The 17,047-nt window shown below is 72.7% G+C and carries 12 protein-coding genes; 8 read left to right on the forward strand and 4 right to left on the reverse strand.

From position 1 onward, the window contains the following. Positions 1-8: 8 nt before the first annotated feature. Positions 9-1,415: a 3' terminal RNA ribose 2'-O-methyltransferase Hen1 gene (locus tag ABD327_RS17780; RefSeq protein WP_344451530.1), complete on the reverse strand. Its 1,407-nt coding sequence runs from the start codon at positions 1,413-1,415 to the stop codon at positions 9-11. 91 nt (positions 1,416-1,506) lie between these two features. Between ABD327_RS17780 and ABD327_RS17785 the strand changes: the two genes are divergently transcribed. The 7 genes from ABD327_RS17785 to ABD327_RS17815 all read left to right on the forward strand — a co-directional run bounded on the left by ABD327_RS17785 (position 1,507) and on the right by ABD327_RS17815 (position 11,919). After that, positions 1,507-3,585 (forward strand): beta-glucosidase family protein, encoded by a 2,079-nt coding sequence (locus tag ABD327_RS17785; RefSeq protein ID WP_344451531.1) that lies wholly within the window; start codon positions 1,507-1,509, stop codon positions 3,583-3,585. A 127-nt stretch (positions 3,586-3,712) separates the two neighbouring features. Continuing rightward, positions 3,713-6,295: a class III lanthionine synthetase LanKC gene (gene lanKC, locus ABD327_RS17790; RefSeq protein ID WP_344451532.1), complete on the forward strand. Its 2,583-nt coding sequence runs from the start codon at positions 3,713-3,715 to the stop codon at positions 6,293-6,295. 1 nt (position 6,296) lies between these two features. Beyond that, positions 6,297-6,428 carry a SapB/AmfS family lanthipeptide gene (locus ABD327_RS17795; protein WP_344451533.1) on the forward strand — a complete coding sequence of 44 codons (132 nt, stop codon included), beginning with the start codon at positions 6,297-6,299 and terminating at the stop codon, positions 6,426-6,428. 47 nt (positions 6,429-6,475) lie between these two features. Beyond that, positions 6,476-6,604, forward strand: coding sequence for a SapB/AmfS family lanthipeptide (locus tag ABD327_RS17800; RefSeq protein ID WP_106402054.1), 129 nt, complete (start codon positions 6,476-6,478; stop codon positions 6,602-6,604). 138 nt (positions 6,605-6,742) lie between these two features. Beyond that, the gene (locus ABD327_RS17805; RefSeq protein ID WP_344451534.1) at positions 6,743-8,296 is read left to right on the forward strand and encodes an ABC transporter transmembrane domain-containing protein; all 1,554 of its coding nucleotides are present in this window, start codon (positions 6,743-6,745) and stop codon (positions 8,294-8,296) included. A gap of 1,125 nt (positions 8,297-9,421) precedes the next feature. Further along, positions 9,422-9,991, forward strand: coding sequence for an ABC transporter ATP-binding protein (locus ABD327_RS17810; RefSeq protein WP_344451595.1), 570 nt, complete (start codon positions 9,422-9,424; stop codon positions 9,989-9,991). Then, the gene (locus ABD327_RS17815; RefSeq protein WP_344451536.1) at positions 9,991-11,919 is read left to right on the forward strand and encodes a prolyl oligopeptidase family serine peptidase; all 1,929 of its coding nucleotides are present in this window, start codon (positions 9,991-9,993) and stop codon (positions 11,917-11,919) included. Before ABD327_RS17810 ends, ABD327_RS17815 begins: the two co-directional genes overlap by 1 nt. On the opposite strand, the gene ABD327_RS17820 is transcribed toward ABD327_RS17815, so the two are convergent. Then, positions 11,909-12,544, reverse strand: coding sequence for a response regulator (locus tag ABD327_RS17820; RefSeq protein WP_344451537.1), 636 nt, complete (start codon positions 12,542-12,544; stop codon positions 11,909-11,911). The two genes, ABD327_RS17815 and ABD327_RS17820, sit on opposite strands and share 11 nt — an antisense overlap. A gap of 320 nt (positions 12,545-12,864) precedes the next feature. Between ABD327_RS17820 and ABD327_RS17825 the strand changes: the two genes are divergently transcribed. Next, entirely contained in the window at positions 12,865-13,320 is a 456-nt protein-coding gene (locus ABD327_RS17825) for a lamin tail domain-containing protein (RefSeq protein ID WP_344451538.1), read from the forward strand. A 37-nt stretch (positions 13,321-13,357) separates the two neighbouring features. Here ABD327_RS17825 and ABD327_RS17830 read toward each other — a convergent pair whose 3' ends face one another. Both ABD327_RS17830 and ABD327_RS17835 read right to left on the reverse strand, forming a co-directional pair. Beyond that, positions 13,358-14,776: a class I SAM-dependent RNA methyltransferase gene (locus tag ABD327_RS17830; RefSeq protein WP_344451539.1), complete on the reverse strand. Its 1,419-nt coding sequence runs from the start codon at positions 14,774-14,776 to the stop codon at positions 13,358-13,360. Further along, a complete protein-coding gene (locus tag ABD327_RS17835) occupies positions 14,769-16,793 on the reverse strand; it encodes an APC family permease (protein ID WP_344451540.1) in 2,025 nt (674 codons plus the stop codon). Before ABD327_RS17835 ends, ABD327_RS17830 begins: the two co-directional genes overlap by 8 nt. Between the last annotated feature and the right edge of the window lie 254 nt (positions 16,794-17,047).

A 17,047-nucleotide genomic window follows, 5' to 3' on the forward strand; every position in this document is an offset into this window, starting at 1 on the left:
CGCTCCGTTCACCGGGTGAACACGCCCATCTGGGTGGGCGGGCCGACCTCGGGATCGTCGTCGCCCACCGGCTCATAGCGGACCGCGTACCCGTACCTGTCGCAGACCTCCCCGGCCCACTCGCGGAACTGCGCGCGGGTCCACTCGAAGCGGTGGTCGGGGTGCCGGAGGCCCGTCAGGCCCTCGTAGCGCACGTTGTGCTCGACGTTGGGCGTCGTCACCACGACCGTCCTGGGCCGGGCATGCCCGAAGACCACCCGGGCCAGCGCGGGAAGGCGGGGCTGGTCGACGTGCTCGACGACCTCCATCAGCACCGCCGCGTCGTAGCCGCGGAACCTGTCGTCCAGGTAGGTCAGCGCGCCCTGGAACAGCTCCAGCCGTTCGGCCTGAAGCCGCGGCAACCGGTCCACCTTCAGCCTGCGGCGGGCGATGGCGACCGCGGTGTGCGAGACGTCCACCCCGGTGACCCGGGTAAAGGACGAGTCGGGCAGCAGCCGGGAGACCAGCTTGCCCTGCCCGCATCCCAGGTCCAGGACGGAACGTGCCTCCTCCCGCTTCAGCGCGGCGGTGACCGCCTCCAGCCTCCGCTCGTTCAGCGGGACCTTGCGCTCGTGCTCCTCGGCCCCGTCCCGGTCGGCCTCGGGCAGGTCGAGCGCGTCCTCCGGCAGGCCCTCGGCGTCGGCGAGGCGGCCCAGGGCCGCCCGTACCAGCCCGCGCCGGTTGCCCAGGTAGCGGCGGGTGATCCCGGCGCGCTCGGGGTGTCCGGCCAGCCAGCCGGACCCGGCGCGGATCAGCTTGTCGACCTCGTCCGGGGCGACCCAGTAGTGCTTGGACTGGTCGAGCACCGGCAGCAGCACGTACACCTGGTTGAGCGCGTCCGCGAGCCGGACCGTCCCGCGCAGGGTCAGCGTGACGTACCGGGAGTCGCCCCATTCGGGGAAGCGCTCGTCCAGCTGAACGGGTTCGGCGGAGACCTCCCAGCCGAGCGGCTCGAACAGCCTCCGCGCGAACTCCGGGCCGCCCTTGCAGGGCAGCGTCGGCAGTGAGAGCTCCAGCGGGACGGTCCCGTCCGCGAGTTCCCGGCGAGCGGGGCAGCGTCCGCGCATGGCCGTGCGGAAGACCGCGTTCATCGCCGAGGCCAGCAGGGACGAGGCCGCGTAGGGCCGGTCGTTGACGTACTGGCCGAGGGAGAAGTCAGGGCTGTTCTTCCCCCGGCTCCGCTGGAGGCCGATCGGGTCCACCTCCAGCAGCAGCGCGGCGGTGCAGCGCTCGGCGGAGGCCTCGGGGTAGAAGACGTGCGCGGTCCCGAAGGCCTGCTCGAACTCCTGCGCCCGGTCGGGATGCTTGTGGAGCAGGAAGCCCAGGTCGGTCGCCGGGACGCCGGGGCCCGAGGTCATCGTGATCGTCAGCAGCACCGGCCCAGTCTCCCCCAGAGCCGGAAAATGCACGATTTGTTATTTGCTGCTGGTTTCGCGGACGAAGCAGACCCCACAAGAATGAGCGATTGTGATCTCCCGCAGCACAGCCCTGGCCCTCACCGCCGTCCTCGGCCTCCCCCTGCTCGCCGTGGCGGGCTCCTCGGCCGCTGCGCCCGGCCCCTGCGGGAGCGTGTCCGCCCGGCCGTGGTGCGACCGCGGCCTGCCGGCCGACAGGCGGGCCGGACTGCTGCTGAAGGCGATGACCCTGGACGAGAAGCTCGGCCTGATGGCCGGGGACGACGCCCTCGGCCCGCTCGCCACGGACAAGGACCCCAACGCCCACGAGGGGACTCTCAACGGGATCCCCCGGCTCGGCGTCCCGACCGTCCTCATGGCCGGAGGCGGACCCGCCGGGATCCGGCAGGGGCCGGGCACCGCGCTGCCCGCTCCGATCGCGCTGGGCGCCGGGTTCTCCACCGCCGACGCCGCCCGGTACGGCAGGCTCGTGGGCGACGAGGGCAAGCGCAGGGGCAACGACATCGTCCTCGGCCCCGCCCTGGACATCCTGCGCATCCCCAACGCCGGGCGGGGCTACGAGTCCTACGGCGAGGACCCGTACCTGACCGGCAGGCTCGGCGTCTCCTGGATCAAGGCCGCCCAGAAGCAGGGCGTCCTGTCGATGGTCAAGCACTACCCGGCCAACAACCAGGAGACCGACCGCTACCAGATGAACGCGGTCGTCGACTCCCGGACGATGCAGGAGATCTACCTGCCCCCCTTCGAGGCCGCGGTCCGCGATGCCGGGGCCGCCGCCGTCATGTGCGGCTACAACAAGGTGAACGGCAAGCCCTCCTGCGCGAACGGCACGTTCCTGGGCTCGGTGCTGCGGAGCTCCTGGGGGTTCAAGGGCTTCGTGGCGTCCGACTGGCTGATCGGCGCGAAGAACACCGTGGCGTCCGTGCGCGGCGGGCTGGACGTCGAGATGCCCGTCGGCCTCATCTACAGCAAGGACCAGCTGAACCAGGCGCTGCGCGAGAAGAAGATCACGTCCAAGCAGGTCGACAAACGGGTCCGGGCCTACCTGCGGACCCTCTTCGCGCACGGCGTGTTCGATCGCGCCCGGTACCGCGACAGGCCGCAGACCGTCAACGTCGGCGCCAACAACCGGACTTCGCAGTCCATCGCCGAGAACGGCATCACCCTGTTGAAGAACAAGGGCGTCCTGCCGCTCAAGGCCGGGGCGAGTGTGGCCGTCATCGGGTCCTCCGCCGCCGACTACATCAGCGGCGCCGGCTCCTCCAAGGTCACCCCGCGCAACCCCGTCACCGCGCTGCAGGGCGTCAACGCCCGCGCCGGCGGCCCTGTCTCCTACTCGGACGGCTCCAGCCTCACCGCGGCCGCGGCCGCCGCCCGCCGCGCCGACGTGGCCGTCGTGGTCGTGTCGGACGCCCGGGAGGAGGCCGAGGACCTCAAGTGCATCTCCCTCAAGTGCGGCGCGCCCGATCGCGAGGACCAGGACGCCTTGATCCGCAGGGTCGCCGCCGCCAACCGCAACACCGTCGTGGTCATGCAGACCGGCGGGCCCGTCCTGACCCCGTGGCGGAGCAAGGTCGCGGGCCTGGTGCAGGCCTGGTACCCCGGCGAGCGCGGCGGTACGGCCATCGCCCGCGTCCTGTACGGCGACGCCGAACCCGGCGGACGGCTCCCTGTCACGTTCCCCGTCGCGAACGCGAAGGCGGCCAAGGGCGGCACCGTCCGCTACACCGAGAAGCTCCAGGTCGGCTACCGCCGGTACAACGCCCGCAGGCTTCCGGTCGCCTACCCGTTCGGGTACGGGCTCTCGTACACGACGTTCAAGTACAGCCGTCTGAAGGTGTCGGGCAACCGCGTCCAGGTGACGGTGACGAACACCGGAAAGCGCACTGGATCCGCCGTCCCGCAGCTCTACCTGACCTTCCCGCGCAGCGCCGGGGAGCCTCCCCGCCAGCTCAAGGGCTTCAAGAAGGTCACTCTGGCGCCGGGCCGGTCCAAGCGCGTCACCTTCGTCCTCGACAAGCGTTCCTTCTCCGTCTGGAAGAGCGGGTGGAAGACCGTCCGCGGCTGCTACACCGTCGAGGCCGGCCCCTCCAGCCGTCATCTCCCCCTGTCCGCCAAGCTGTGCCGCTGATATTTCCGGTGCGGAACGCATAGTCCACCCATGCATCATTCATCGCAATATGTGACGACTCGCAACTAGGAGTGTCCACCGATTTCCTGAATTCTCGTTTCCAGAGAGCGAAACGAGAGGGGGAAACGTGGACGGCTACGAGTTCTACTGCCAGATGGATCCGGTCTTCTACGACCGGCTCACCTCTGCGGCACTCCAGGGCTCGGACTACGCCAGGACGACCGGCCCCGCGCCGGACGGCTGGCTGCGCCACACCACCGACACCTGGGTCTACTACGCGCCCGACACCACCGAGCACCTGCCGGCGCAGGGCTGGAAGATCCACGTCTCGGCCCGGCACGAGGACGCGGTCCGCGCGCTGGACCTCGTCTGGGACTACTGCGTCGGGCGGGGGATCGCCTTCAAGCACCTGCGCGGCGCCCCGGCCCTGCTCTCGCAGAACTCCAAGACCGCCGACCGCGCCTCCAGCGGGAAGTTCATCACCGTCTATCCGCAGGACGAGACCGAACTCGAACTCGCCCTGAAGGAGCTCGACGAGCTGCTCGACGGGATCGATGGTCCCTACATCCTCAGCGATCTGCGCTACGGGACGGGGCCGCTCTACGTCAGGTACGGGGCCTTCACCGAACAGCGCTGCCTGGACGAGCGGGGCGAACGCGTCCTCGCCCTGGAGAACGGCGAAGGAGAGCTCGTCCCGGACGTGCGGGGAGTGGCCTTCGGCGTCCCGCCGTGGACCCGCCTGCCGGCCTTCCTCGAACCCCACCTGGAAGCCCGCAACGCCGTCACCGTCTCCGGTCTCCCCTACGAGATCGAGAACGTCGTCCAGTTCTCCAACGGCGGCGGCGTCTACTTCGGCCACGACCGCGACGGGCGGCGCGTCATCCTCAAGGAGTCCCGCCCCCACGCCGGACTCGACGCCATGAGCAGGGACGCGGTCACCCGATCCCGGCACGAGCGCGACATCCTGCGACGCCTCGCGGGACTGGACGTGGTCCCGGAGCTGGTCGACCACTTCGTCCTCGGCGGGCACGAGTTCCTGGTCACCGAGTTCATCGACGGCGAACCGCTCCAGCGCATGCTGGTGAGCCGCTACCCGCTGTCCACCAGCCGCCCGGAGCCCGAGGCCCTGGCCGAGTACACCGCCTGGGCGTGCGAGATCCTGCCGAAGGTCGAACGGGCGGTGGCCGCCCTGCACGGGCGTGGCGTGGTCTTCGGCGACCTGCACCCGGAGAACATCCTGGTGACCGCCGAGGGGCGGCTCGTCCTGATCGACTTCGAGGTCGCCTCCCTGGTCGCCGACGACGCCCGTCCCGCACTGGCCCACCCGGCCTTCCTCGCCCCGGCCGACCGGAGCGGCGTCGAGGCCGACCGCTACGCCCTGGCCTGCCTGGTCCTGGGGCTCTTCGCCCCCCAGGTGACGATCACCCTCCCGCTGGACCCGGGCAAGGCCGCGCAGCTGTCGGCACTGATCCTCGAGACCTTCCCCGTCCCGCCCCGCGTCATCGAGGACGCCCTGGCGGTCCTGACCGGCGGGCCCGAGCGGGACGGCGGCCGCGCCGCGGCCCCCTCCGCCCTGGACAGGGTCGCCCGGGAAGGCCCCTCGGCGTGGCCGGAGCTGCGCGACGAACTGCACCGCTCGATCCTGGCCTCGGCCACCCCCGAACGCGACGACCGGCTGTTCCCCGGCGACGTCGCCCAGTTCCAGGGCGGCGGCGCGGTGAACCTCGCCACCGGCGCGGCCGGGGTCCTGCTGGCCCTGTACGAGACCGGCGCCGGCCGGTTCCCCCAGTACGAGGACTGGCTGCTGGACCGCGCGCTGCGGCCCGGCAACGGGCTGGGCCTGTACGACGGCGTGATCGGCGTCGCCCACGTGCTGCACCGGCTCGGCCGTGAGGACGACGCGCTGGAACTGGCCGGGCGCTGCCTGGACGAGCGCCGCCCCGACCTGGGCCTGAGCCTGTACTCGGGCCTGTCCGGACTGGCGCTGGGCCTGCTCGGTCTCGGGCTCGCCGACCCGGCGCGCGAACTCGTCCGGATCTGCGCCGAGCGGATCGGCGGGCCCGCTGACGTTCCGGAGCTCAGCGGCGGCGAGCATCCCCGGGCCGGGCTGATGCACGGCTCCTCCGGAGTGGCGCTGCTGTTCCTGCACGCCTACGAACTCGACGGCGACCCCGCGATGCTGGACCTGGCGCGCGGCGCCCTCGCCCAGGACCTGCGGCGCTGCAAGCGCGGCCCGGACGGGTCCCTGCAGGTCGACCAGGGCTGGCGCCGCCTCCCCTACCTGGAGGAGGGCTCGGCGGGCATCGTCCCCGTCCTGTCCCGCTACCTGACCCACCGGGACGACCCGGAGCTCGCCGAGTCCCTCACCGGGCTGCGCGCCGTCGCCGGAGCGCGGTTCTTCGTCCAGCCCGGCCTGTTCAACGGCCGCGCCGGCCTCATCGCCGCGCTGCCCCCCGACGACCCGGACCTGCCCGACCTCGTCGCCGGACTGCGCTGGCACGCGCTGGTCCACGACGGCGGGACGGCCTTCCCCGGCGACCGGCTCCTGCGGTTGTCGATGGACTTCGCGACCGGCACGGCCGGAGTCCTGTTCGCCCTGGGCCACGCGCTCGGCGCGACCCCCTGCTTCCTCCCCCTGATGCAGCCGCCCGGTACCGCGGACCGGAAGCACCTAGCGGCTCCCCCCTTCGACCCCCGAAAGGAGGTGTGACATGACCCTGCTCGACCTGCAGACGCTGGAGACCCCCGGCGGCGGAGGTGGCTACGGCGGCGGCAGCACCCTGACCGTCCTCGGCTGCGCCTCGGCCAAGCCCAGCAACCTCAGCCTGCTGCTCTGCCACTAGGCACGAGCGAGACCCCCGAATCCGAACCAGAAGAAAAGGTGAATCACATGACCCTGCTCGACCTGCAGACCCTGGAGACCCCCGGCGGCGGCGGCCACGGCGGCGGCAGCACCCTCACGGTCCTGGGCTGCGCCTCGGCCAAGCCCAGCAACCTGAGCCTGCTGCTCTGCCACTGAACGGCTCCAGGCCGGACGTGCCCCTGACGTCCGACCGGTGAGACGGCCGTACAGGTGAGACGACTCCGGGCGGTGCCGCGAAGCACCGCCCGGAGTCCCCTATGAGGGCTGGAACATTCACGAGGACCGGAGGTCGCGGTGCGGTGGTGGCTCGCGTTCTTCGCGGTGACCGGAGCCGCGTTGCAGCTCGCCCTGCCGGCCGTCCTGGGCGGGGCCTTCGACCGGACGGTCTCGGGGGATCCCGGGCTCCTGCCGGCCTGCGCGCTGCTCGTCGCCGCGGCGGTGGCCTGCGACGGCCTGGAGACCTGGGCCGCGGGAGCGACCGGAGCCGCGACATCGGCCCGGCTGCGCGAGCGGATCGTGCGGCGGATCCTGGACGCCGGGCCGGTGCTGCTGGGACGGTTCCCCGGCGGGGAGCTGGCCACGCGGGCCGGACTGAACGCCGAGGAGGCCGGTCAGGCGCCCCAGGCCCGGATCGCCGTGCTCGCCTCGCTCGTCCCGACCGCGGGCGGACTGGTGGCGCTGGTCCTGATCGACCCGTGGCTCGCGCTCGCCCTCGTCGTGGCGCTGGTCCTCATCGGCCTGGTTCTGCGCGCCTTCTACCGCGACTCCGGCGTCCTCGCCGAGCGCTACCAGCGCACCCAGGGCGAGCTCACCTCCCGGCTGGTCGACGCCCTGACCGGGGCCCGGACGATCACCGCGGCCGGTGCCGTGGACGCCGAGACCTCCCGGGTGCTGGCCCCCCTGCCCCGCCTGCGCGCCCACGGCATGCGGTTGTGGCGGGCCAACGCCCGCGCCGGGGTCCAGGCCGGGCTGGTCGTCCCGCTCCTGGAGGTGGCGGTGCTGGCCGCGGGCGGGCTGCGCCTGGCCGCCGGAGAGCTGACCGTCGGGGAGCTGTACGCCGCGGTCCGCTACGCGGTCCTGGGCGCCGGCCTGAGCTCGGCGCTCGGCCAGATCGGCGCCCTCGCCCGGTCCCGCGCCGCCCGCGCCCGCATCCAGGACGTACTGGACGAGACCCCGCCCCCGCAAGGCGACCGGGAACCTCCGGAAGGGCCCGGAGCCCTGGAACTGGACGGCCTGGCCGTGCCCGGCGGCTCCCTGGTCGCGGTCGTCGGCCGGTCGGGCTCGGGCAAGTCCCGCCTCGCCGCCTCGGTCGCCGGACTCGCTCCCCCCGTCTTCCCCGTGCTCCTGGACGGAATCCCGGTGGCGGAGCTGTCCCGCGCCGCGCTGCGCCGGACCGTCTCGGTGGCCTTCGACCGGCCCGTCCTGGTCGGCCCGACCCTGGGCGAGGCGATCACCCTGGGAGGCCCGAACACCGACCCGGTGCCCGCCGCGAAGGCCGCCGAGGCCGACGTCTTCCTGCGCGTGCTCCCCGACGGGTACGCCACCCCGCCCGAGCGCGCCCCGCTGTCCGGCGGGGAGCGCCAGCGGGTGGGACTGGCCCGCGCGCTGGCCCGCCCCTGCCGGGTCCTGGTCCTGGACGACGCCACCTCCTCACTCGACCCCCTCACCCGCAACCGGGTCCTGGCCGCCGTGGCCGCCCTTCCCGCGACCCGGCTGGTCGTCACCCACCGGGCCGCCACCGCCGCCTCGGCCGACCTCGTCCTCTGGCTGGAGGACGGACGGATCCGCGGCCACGGCGCGCACGCCGACCTGTGGCGGGACCCCGGCTACCGAAAGGTCTTCCAGTGAGACGACGGCCGCTGCCCGTGATCGTCTGGCGGGCGCTGCGCCGGGAGCCCGGGCGGCTGAGACGGATCCTCGCCTGGTCGGTGCTGGAGAGCGCGCCGGCGCTCCTCCTGGGCTACGCCGTCGCCCGGGCCGTCGACCTGTTCGCGGAAGGGCGGCCCGCCGACGGCCTCGGCTGGCTGGCGCTGCTCGCGGTGGTCTGGACGGCGGCGGCGGTCGCGGCCGGACGGGTCGTGCTGGCGATAGCCGAGGTGGTCGAGCCGTTCCGGGACCGGCTGCTCGCCCAGGTCGTCCGGGACGGGCTGGGCGGACGGCACCCGGCGGACGCGTCGGCGGCCCGCGCCAACCAGCAGGTCGAGCTGGCCAGGGACTCCCTCGCCTCCGTCGTCACGGTCCTGCGGTCCTTCGTCTTCACCGTGGTGAGCGTGGTCGTGGGGCTGCTGGCCCTGATGCCGCAGATCGCGCTGCTGGTGCTGCCGCCGTTCCTGCTCGGCCTGTGCTGCTTCCTGTGCTCGCTGCCCGCCCTGGCCCGCCTCCAGCGGGCCTTCCTGCGGGCGGACGAGCGGACCACCGGCGCGGTCGCCGAACTGGCCGGCGGGCTGCGCGACATCGCCGCCTGCGGAGCCGAGGATCATCTGGCCGAGCACGTCTGCGGGATCGTGGAGGAGCAGGCCCGCGCGGGCCGCGCCCTGGCCCGGGTGACCGCGCTGCGGACCGTCGCCCTGGCGCTCGGCGGGCTGCTGCCCGCCCTGATCCTGCTGGCGGGCACGCCCTGGCTGCTCGGCCGGGGCGCGAGCGCGGGCGCGGTCGTCGGGGCGCTGGCCTACGTCACCCAGTCGCTGGCCCCGGCGCTCGGCGGGCTCGTCGAGGGCCTGGGGATGAGCGGCGTCAGGCTCGCGGCCACCCTGGACCTGCTGCTCCTTCCCTCCCCGCCGCGCCGGGAGCCGCTGCCGCCGCGCCCCCGGCGGCCGCAGATCGAACTGCGCCGGGTCTCCTTCGCCTACGGCCCGCACTCCGCGCCGGTGGTGCGGGGGCTGTCGCTGACCCTCGACGGCGACGACCGCCTGGNNNNCGGTCGTCGGGCCGAGCGGCATCGGCAAGTCGACCCTGGCGGGACTGGTCTGCGGGCTGCTCGCCCCCGACTCGGGCGAGGTCCTGGTCCGGGGCGTCCCCGCCCCGCTGCTCGACCCCGCCGCCCGCACGCTGCTCCCGCAGGAGGCCTACGTCTTCCGGGGCACGCTCCGCGAGAACCTCTCCTTCTACTCCTCCGCCTCCGACGCCGCGCTCTGGCGGGCCGCCGACGCGGTGGGGCTCACCGAACTCGCCGAGCGGCTCGGCGGGTTGTCCGCCCGGATCGACCCCGCCCTCCTGTCCGCGGGCGAACGGCAGCTCATCGCGCTCACCCGCGCCTACCTGGCCCCCGCCGGGCCGACCGTGCTGGACGAGGCGACCTGCCACCTGGACCCCGTGGCCGAGGCCCGCGCGGAGCGGGCCTTCGTCGAGCGCGGCGGCGTCCTCCTCGTCGTCGCCCACCGGATCTCCTCGGCGGAACGGGCCGGAAGGGTGCTGTTCATGGACGGGCGCACGACCGCGCTCGGCCCCCACGCCGAACTCCTCGGCGCGATCCCGCACTACGCCGAACTCTTCGGATCCGAACCGCCGGTGAACCCGGTGCGACTGGTGAAAGGAAACGCCTGATGCGCGTGACCGCCTACCCGCGCGCGGAGCGCGGCGACCTGGTGGAGATCCTGCACGGACACCCCGTGGCCGACCCCTACCGCTGGCTGGAGGACGCCGCCTCGGAGGCGACCGTCCGATGGTCGGCCGAGCAGGACGCGCTTTGGCGCGCCCACGCCGCGGGGCTCCCCGGCCGGGAGTCCCTGCGCGAGCGGGCGATGGCCCTGGCCGACGCCGGGACGGTCACGGCTCCGGTCTGGCGGGCCGGACGGGAGTTCATGCTGCGCCGCCTGCCCGGGCAGCCGCACCCCGTCCTCCACGCCGACGGGAGGGCCATCGTGGACCCTGCCCTGCTGGATCCGGGCGAGACGACCGTCCTGGACTCCTGGGACCCCTCCCCCGGGGGAACCCGCGTCGCCGTCCAGCTGTCCCGGGACGGGACCGAGGTGGGCGCCCTCCACGTGCTGGACGTCGATACAGGAGAAATGCTCGGCCCGCCCGTGCCGGGATGCCGCCACGCGCCCGTCGCGTGGATCTCCGACGACGCCTTCTACTACGTGCGCGACCGGCGGATGCGGTTGCGCCGGGTCGACGGCGAGGACGTCGCCGTCCTGGAGGTGAGAGGCGTCCCCGGCCTCGGGATCAGCCGCGACGGGAACTGGCTGGTGATCTCCTCGGCCGGACCCGAGGGGACGGGGCTGCGGCTGGCCGATCTGCGGCACGGCTCCCCCGCCGCGCCGTCCCCGCGGCCCGTCCCGCAGGCCCTGGCCGCCGCCGTCGGCCGTGACGGACGTCTTTACCTGGCCGTCCCGGAACGGGACGGGCTCGCCCTGGCCGTCGCCGACCCGCGCCACCCCCTGGTACGCCGGACGCTGCTGCCGCCCGATCCGGAGGCGCCGCTCGCCGACTTCACCGTCCTCGCCGGGACACTGCTGGTCTCCCGCCTCCGCGACGGGGCCTGCGAGCTCCTCCGGTACGACAGGGAGACCGGCGCGTACCTCGGTGCCGTCGCGCTGCCCGGCCGCGGCACCCTCGGGCGCCTGTCCGCCGAGGACGACTCCGCCTGGTTCACCTACACCGACACCCTCACGCCCGCGCAGGTCTGGCGCTACGACGGCGGCGGGAAGGCCGCCTCCCTGTGGGAGGACTCGCCCGCCCGGGTCCGGCTCCCCGAGGTCCGCACCCGCCTCCTCACCGCGACGTCCCCGGACGGGACGCCGGTACGCGTCACCGTCCTGGCTCCGCCCGGCACCGGTCCCCGTCCCACGATCCTGCACGGCTATGGCGGATTCGGCCTGCCGATGACGCCTTCCTACGCCCCCGACTCCCTGGCCTGGATCGAGGCGGGCGGGGCGCTGGCGATCGCCCATGTGCGCGGCGACGCGGGCAGGCACGCCCAAGGGGTGGGGGCGCACCGGCTGCGGGCCCTGGAGGACTTCCTGGCCGCCGCCCGGCTCCTGGTCGACGGCGGCTGGACCTCGCCCGACCGGCTCGGCCTGTGGGGGGAGTCCAACGGGGGCCTGCTGGTCGCCGCGGCCCTCACCCGCTGCCCCGAGCTCTTCGCCGCCGCGGTGTGCGTCGCCCCCCTGCTCGACATGGTCCGCTACGAGCGCTTCGGCCTCGGCCCCTCCTGGACCGCCGAGTACGGCTCGGCCGCCGACCCCGCCGCCTTCCGCCACCTGCTGGCCTACTCCCCCTACCACCAGGTCCATCCGGGTGCGCGCTACCCCGCGGTCCTCCTGGCCTCCTTCGGCGGCGACACCCGGGTGGACCCCCTGCACGCGCGGAAGATGTGCGCCGCCCTCCAGCGGGCCACCTCCGGGGACGGCCCGGTCCTGCTGCGCCACGAGCCGGGGGTCGGCCACGGCGACCGGGCCGCCGGCCGCGCCGCCGGTCTCGCCGCCGACCTGCTGGCCTTCCTCGCCGCCGGGACCGGACTCAGCCTTTGAACCGCGCCACGGAGTCATGCCACAGCCAGCCGCGCTCCCGGGCGATGGCGATCGCCTCCACCCGGGTGCGCGCTCCGGCCTTGCCGACGATCCGGGCCAGGTAGTTGCGCACCGTCCCCGGGGACAGGTGGAGCCGGCCGGCGATCTCGCCGACCGTCGCGCCCTCCGCCGCGACGTGGAGGACGTCCAGCTCCCTGGGAGTGAGCGGCGGGGGCGTGGTGACCAGTTCGGCGCAGGCCAGCTCGGGGTCGACGACCCGCTCGCCGTGCGCGACCCGGCGGACGGCGTCGGCCAGCTGGACCGGCGAGCTGTCCTTGAGCACGAAGCCGACGGCCCCCGCGGCCACCGCGCGGCGCAGGTCTCCCGGCCTGCTCCGCCAGGCCAGCACGAGCACCACGCACTCCGGCGCCGTCGCGCGCAGCTCCCCGATCACGGTGAAGAAGTCCAGTCCGGGGAGTTCGGAGTCGACCAGCGCGACGTCCGCGGCGCACTCCAGCGCGGTCCGGGCGACCTTCTCCGCGTCGTCCGCCTCGCCCACCAGGATGATGTCCGGTTCGTCGGCCAGCAGCGAGGCCAACCCGCTGCGGAACAACCGCATCTGGTCGGCGATCAGCACCCGAATCACAGCCACTCCTTCCTGGACCATGCCGGAAGTCGTTTTACAGAACCGCGACTCAGCGTGAAGGAAAAATAGCACTGGGTCAAATAGGGCGTTCGAAACTTTTCGCCCTTAGCGCTCTAAAAACCCAGGTGGGAGCTTTCTGACAAACCGACAAGTAGCCAGTCAGCTAGCAAAGATTCCCTCGCAACGACCCGGACACCGGCCGCCCGTCCCACAACCCGCGCCCCGCGCTTCATAAGACACCAAGTACAAAACCCCAGTAGGCTGCTGAACCCTGTCAATCTGGGAGTGACCCCAGGCCCCGGATCGGAGACGAACCGCTGATGCGCAAGCCACTGATCGGCGCCCTCGCCCTCGGCGCCGCCCTGCCGCTGATCGCCGCGGCGCCCGCCGAGGCGGCCCCCGCCGTCCGCTTCTCCTTCGTCCAGTACGACGCCAAGGGCAAGGACACCCCCAAGAACGTCAACGGCGAGTACCTGGTCATCACCAACCACGGGCGCAAGGCGGTGAGTCTCGCCGGCTGGACCATCGGCCACACGCGGCAGCTGAGGGACTCCAAATACACCTTCTACTTCCCCGCGCGGAACTTCTCGGTCAAGCCCAAGGGCAGGGTCGTCATGCGCATGGGCGAGGGCAGGAAGACCAGGACGACCGCCTACCAGGGCATGCGCCGCCACCTGTGGCCCAACGTCAAGGGCGCGGCCTACCTGTTCGACCGCTCGAACACCCGGATCGACGCCTGCGTCTGGAACAGCCGCAAGGGCTCCACCAAGTGCTGAGCACGCCGGGCCGGCTCCGCGCCGGCCCGGCCGCGCGTCATCCCCGCACGAGGGAGGCGACGCACTCGACGTGGCTGGTGTTGGGGAACAGGTCGAACGCCCTGAGCGTCTCCAGCACCCAGCCGCGCGCCGAGAAGTACTTCAGGTCGCGGGCCAGGGTCGCCGGGTCGCAGGACACGTAGGCGATCTTCCGGTTGGTGCGGCGGGCGACCTCGTCCACCACCTTCTCCCCCGCGCCCGCCCTGGGCGGGTCCAGCACCGTGATGTCGGCCCCGCGCACCCGGGAACCGCCCCGGTGCCCGGCGGCCTGCCCTCGCTTGTTCTGGGACCCCGCCGCGGCGCGGCCCGGGCGCTGGCTCTGGCCGAACTCCAGCGCGGCCAGCACCTCCTCCACCTTGCCCTGCTCGATGTTCACCTGCGGCAGGTCCTTGAGGTTGAACTTGGCGTCGCGGACCGCCTGCCCGCCGGCCTCGACGCCGATCACCAGACCGCTCCGGCCCACCCGCTCGCCCAGCACTCCGGCGAAGAGGCCGACCCCGCAGTACAGGTCGAGGGCGATCTCCCCGGACTTGGGCTGCAGCGCCTCCAGCACCGCGCCGACCAGGGTGTCGGCCGCCCCCGGGTGCACCTGCCAGAAACCGCTGCCGGTGACCTGCCAGAGCCGTCCGGCGGCCTCCTCGCGCACGAACGGGACGACCGGGCGGCGGCCCTCCTTCGGCCCCTGGGCGGGACGCCCGTGACCGTGACCGGGGCGCTCGGGCTTGACCAGCCGCACCGGAACGTCCAACTGGGGCACCTGCACCGGCTTGCCGCGCCTGCCCTTGGGCTCGGAGATCACCACAAGGCGGTCACCCGTCGAGGCGGACGTGATGCCCTCCACCGCCGAGGCCCCGGACCAGCGATTGCGCTCGATGCCGATCATCTCGACGCCGGGGTGGGCGATCAGGCACTCGTCGACGTACTCCAGGTCGTGCGAGCGGTGCTTGCGCAGGCCCACCGCCCCCTCGGGGTCGACGGCGAACTGCACGCGGGTGCGCCAGCCCAGGCCGGGAGGAGCCGACAGCGGCTCGCCGTCCTCTGTGTAGACGGGCGGGACCGGCACCTCCTCGACGTGCACCTGCCGGGTGATCCCGGCCAGCCGCTTCAGCTGCTCGGCCACCACGTCGGCCTTGAGCGCGCGCTGCGCCGCCGGGGTGGCGTGCTGCCAGTCGCAGCCGCCGCAGCGGCCCGGCCCGGCGAACATGCAAGGGGGCTCGACCCGGTCCGGCGAGGCCCTGAGGATCTCCACCGCGTCCGCGCGCAGATAGGTGCGGGTCTCCTCGGTCACCCGGGCCCGGACGAGCTCTCCCGGGAGGGCGTGCCGCACGAAGACGACCAGCCCTTCGTGCCGGGCCACGCAGAAGCCGCCATGCCCGACGGGGCCGACTTCGAGTTCAAGGAGATCCGATTCAGTCACGTTCCGCGAGTTTAGTGCTCTCCGCGGAGTCACCTCGCCGGACCGAGCCCGGAGCCGGGCGCTCGACCCTCCCCTTGAGCCTCGCGGAGGAGGCCAGCTGCCAGGGCACGCTGATCACCATGACCCCCGGCTGGAACAGCAGCCGCCCCTTGAGCCGCAGGGCGCTCTGGTTGTGCAGGACGTGCTCCCACCAGTGGCCGACCACGTACTCGGGGATGTAGACGCTCACCACGTCCCTGGGCGACTTGCGGCGGACGTTGCGCACGTAGTCGAGGATCGGCCGGGTGATCTCCCGGTAGGGCGAGTCCAGGATCTTGAGCGGGACCGGCAGGTCCAGCGCGTCCCACTCCTCCTCGAGACTCACCGCCTCCTCGGCGTCCACGGCGACCGTGACCGCCTCCAGGGTGGAGGGCCGGGTCGCCCTGGCGTAGGCCACGGCGCGCAGCGTCGGCTTGTGGATCTTGGAGACCAGCACGATGGCGTGGTTGCGCGCGGGCAGCGCGTACTCCTCCTCGTCCGGCTCGAGCTCCACCGCGACCCGGTCGTAGTGCGTGCGGATCCCCCGCATCAGCACGAAGAGCACGGGCATCGCGATGCACACGATCCAGGCCCCGTGGGTGAACTTGGTGATCAGGACGATCACCAGCACGGCCCCGGTGATCACCAGCCCGATCGCGTTGATCAGCCGGGAGGTCTTCATCTCCCGGCGCCGCCTGGCGTCCGTCTCGGTGCGCAGCAGCCGGTTCCAGTGCCGGACCATGCCGGTCTGGCTGACGGTGAACGACACGAAGACGCCCACGATGTAGAGCTGGATCAGCTTGGTCACATCCGCCTGGAAGGCGTAGATCAGCACGATCGCGGCCCCGGCCAGCATGAGGATGCCGTTGCTGAAGGCCAGCTTGTCGCCCCGGGTGTGCAGCTGCCGGGGCAGGTAGCGGTTCTGGGCGAGGACGGAGCCCAGCACCGGGAAACCGTTGTAGGCGGTGTTGGCCGCCAGGATCAGGATCAGCGCCGTCATGGCGGTCAGGAGCGCGTACATGGGCGTGAAGTTGCTGAAGACCGTCTTGGCGACCTGGGTGATCACCGTGTTCTGGGCCCCGGAGACGTCCTCGCCGGTCCTGGGGTCGATCAGATGGCTGCCGTGGATCGGGTCGGCCGCCTTCGCGTCGGTCAGGTACGCCAGCGCGGTGACACCGCCGAACATGGTCATCGCGACCAGGCCCAGCATGGCCAGGGTCTTGGCCGCGTTCTGCCCCTTGGGCCTCCTGAACGCCGGGACGCCGTTGCTGATCGCCTCGACGCCGGTGAGCGCCGCGCATCCGGAGGCGAACGCCCGCAGCAGCAGAAAGACCCCCGCCGCCCCGGCCACGCCCTCCGTGGTCCCCTTGACCTCCAGCCCCGCGGTCTCCGCCTTCAGGTCCGCGCCGAGCGCGAGCCGGGTGAAACCCCAGAGCATCATGGCGAACACCGTGAACATGAACAGATACGTCGGAATCGCGAACGCGACGCCGGACTCCTTCAGGCCGCGCAGGTTCAGCAGAGTCAGGATCACCACGATGCCGACCGCGAAGCCGACCTTGTGCTCATGGATGATCTCGGTGAACGCGCCGAGGTTCTCCACCGCCGACGACACCGACACCGCGACGGTGAGCACGTAGTCGACCATCAGGGCGGAGGCCACCAGCAGCCCCCAGTTGCCGCCCAGGTTGGTGGTGGCGACCTCGAAGTCCCCGCCGCCGCTCTGGTAGGCGCGAACGTTCTGCCGGTAGGAGGCCACCACCACGAGCAGGATGAGGATCACCGCCGCGCCGACCCAGGGGGTGAAGGCGTAGCCCGCCAGTCCCGCGATGCCCAGCGTGATCAGGATCTCTTGCGGCGCGTACGCCACGGACGACAGCGCGTCACTGGCGAACACCGGGAGCGCGATGCGCTTGGGAAGGAGCTGCTGATGCGCCTGCCCACTGCGCAGCGCCCGCCCCAGAAGCAGGCGCTTGGTAACGTCGGGAACCTTCGACACGTGGAGAGACTCTATTCCTCGTTCCGCCCTCGTTCTCCGGCGACCGCCCTCCGGGAAGGCGGCGGCCGTCATCCATGCCGACGGCGGAGCGGGCCTTTGCCTGTTCGGGGGGTTAAACAACTGCTCCCCGTTTCATAGTCGGATACAGGCATCTATAGCCATGAAGCCCGCCAAGCAGGCGCTCCAGGCAGAGCGCGGACGGTCATGCTGTGGGGCGGCTTTCGGCTCGCCCACTCCTGGACCATTGCGTGACC

It is taken from the genome of Actinocorallia aurantiaca, assembly GCF_039533685.1.
GTDB lineage: Bacteria > Actinomycetota > Actinomycetes > Streptosporangiales > Streptosporangiaceae > Actinocorallia > Actinocorallia aurantiaca.